Here is a 1,885-nt window from a genome sequence, read left to right on the forward strand (position 1 = left end):
ATGAAAAAAGTAAGCAAAAAAATCAAGACGATTTTGAACTCGCTGACCGCTCAAACAAAAAATCGTCACTGGCGCACCTGGCTCAAGCTATACCTTTGTAGCTGATGTTGTAAGTATGCCTTGCTATACCTGCCTCTTCTCTTGTCATTTCGACCAGCGGGAGAAATCTGGAGTATCAGAGGAGCCATGCAAGAATCCAGATTTCTCAGCTACGCTCGCCCTCTTCGACTCTCGTCTCTAGCGTGCTCTAAAGGATAGTCTTGGTGCAGAAAAGTCCCCCATTTGAAGGGGGCAGGGGGATGACACGTTTCAGCAGGTTGGCTTACGTTCCGGTCAGATTGCAACTTGCTTTACATACTTCCACCTTCCATACTTTCTAAATCCCCAACTCTCAAACTCCTAAACTCTTTAACTCCTATATTTCATCCGGTGACCGGAAATCTGTCATCTGTTTCCAGCGGTCCATTTTGCCTGCTTTTACATCGATCTTTTCAGGCCGGATGACGCCTTGTTCGCCGATCGTCCAGCTCAGGGGGCGGCGCTCTTTTCCTACCCGGTCGGCCAGCAACATGAGTCCTTCCATGAACGCATCGGGCCGCGGAGGGCAGCCGGGCACATAGACATCCACCGGTAAAAATTTGTCAACACCCTGCACCACACTGTAGATGTCGTACATACCACCGGAGTTGGCGCAGGAGCCCATCGAGATCACCCACTTCGGTTCCATCATTTGTTCATGCAGCCGTTTGATGATGGGAGCCATTTTGATAAAAACCGTACCGGCAATGATCATCACATCAGCTTCGCGTGGGGTGCCGCGTATAACTTCAGCTCCGAAGCGAGCCACATCATACTTAGGCGTCATGCTGGTAGCCATCTCCACAAAACAACAGGAGAGGCCAAAGTGGAAGGGCCACATGGAGTTTTTCCGGCCCCAGCCAATTAAATCATGCAGCGTGGTGAGCATGATGCTCTGTTGCACGGTTTCCTCGTAGGAACTTGTTCCTGTGACGGCATTTGCTGGTTCTTCGGGTTTACTTAACCACCATTTCATAGGCGAGGGTGTTAGGTTATACTATCCGCTAAGGTTTCAGGCGCTACTATTTGCTCCCACGTATCTTTTGTCAGGAATTTCTTCGTTACAGCTCAACCTGATGCAGGTTTCTGATTCATGCGCTTATAAGCTGCCAGTATCTTTTTGCCATCCGGGCCGAAGTCGAGCGCGCCGTTGCGCCACTCGTATACCAGCACCACGACCAGCATCACAATAAAAACCAGGACCCCGACATACCCATACCAGCCGAGCTCCTGAAATGCAATGGCCCAGGACAAGATGAAAATGGTCTCGACATCAAAGATGACAAAGAGCATGGCCACCATGTAAAACTGGGACGAAAAGCGGATGCGCGCTCCCCCGGCACTGACAATGCCTCCTTCATACGGCTCCACCATAGCCCGCCCGGTGCCACGCTGGCCCAGCACATAGGAGAGGCCCAGTATAAGTAATACCAGGCTGAGCACGATGGCACCGTAAACCAGCAAAGGCCACAGTACGATTGCATTTTCAGATGTTTCCTGCAAAGTTTTTTCCTCCTTTAAAATTCGTTTAAAAGCCAGGAACGATGAAAAAATAGATAAAATGAAATAACCGGACCATCTAATCCATGTGCCCGGTTATATAATACTCGAGGTTCTCGATGATGAATTGCTGTTCCTCGATGATGTACTTTACTATGTCCCCGATCGAAACGAGGCCTATCATTTTCTGATTATCGAACACAGGCAGGTGACGGATGTACTTTTGGGTCATAAGCGACATACATTGCTCCATGGTGGTGTCAGGTGTTACGATGACAGGATGCTCACTCATGATTTCCTGCACCAG

3 protein-coding genes are annotated in these 1,885 nt (G+C 49.4%); all 3 read right to left on the bottom strand.

The features are described from left to right. Window positions 1-415: 415 nt before the first annotated feature. Window positions 416-1,054 (bottom strand): NADH-quinone oxidoreductase subunit B, encoded by a 639-nt coding sequence (locus OB13_RS18330; protein ID WP_461491632.1) that lies wholly within the window; start codon window positions 1,052-1,054, stop codon window positions 416-418. A gap of 92 nt (window positions 1,055-1,146) precedes the next feature. After that, window positions 1,147-1,581 (bottom strand): NADH-quinone oxidoreductase subunit A, encoded by a 435-nt coding sequence (locus OB13_RS18335; RefSeq protein WP_461491633.1) that lies wholly within the window; start codon window positions 1,579-1,581, stop codon window positions 1,147-1,149. A gap of 76 nt (window positions 1,582-1,657) precedes the next feature. Further along, window positions 1,658-1,885 (bottom strand): CBS domain-containing protein (locus OB13_RS18340; RefSeq protein WP_461491634.1); only part of this gene is annotated, 228 nt, incomplete at its 5' end.

The organism is Pontibacter sp. HJ8 (genome assembly GCF_054824225.1).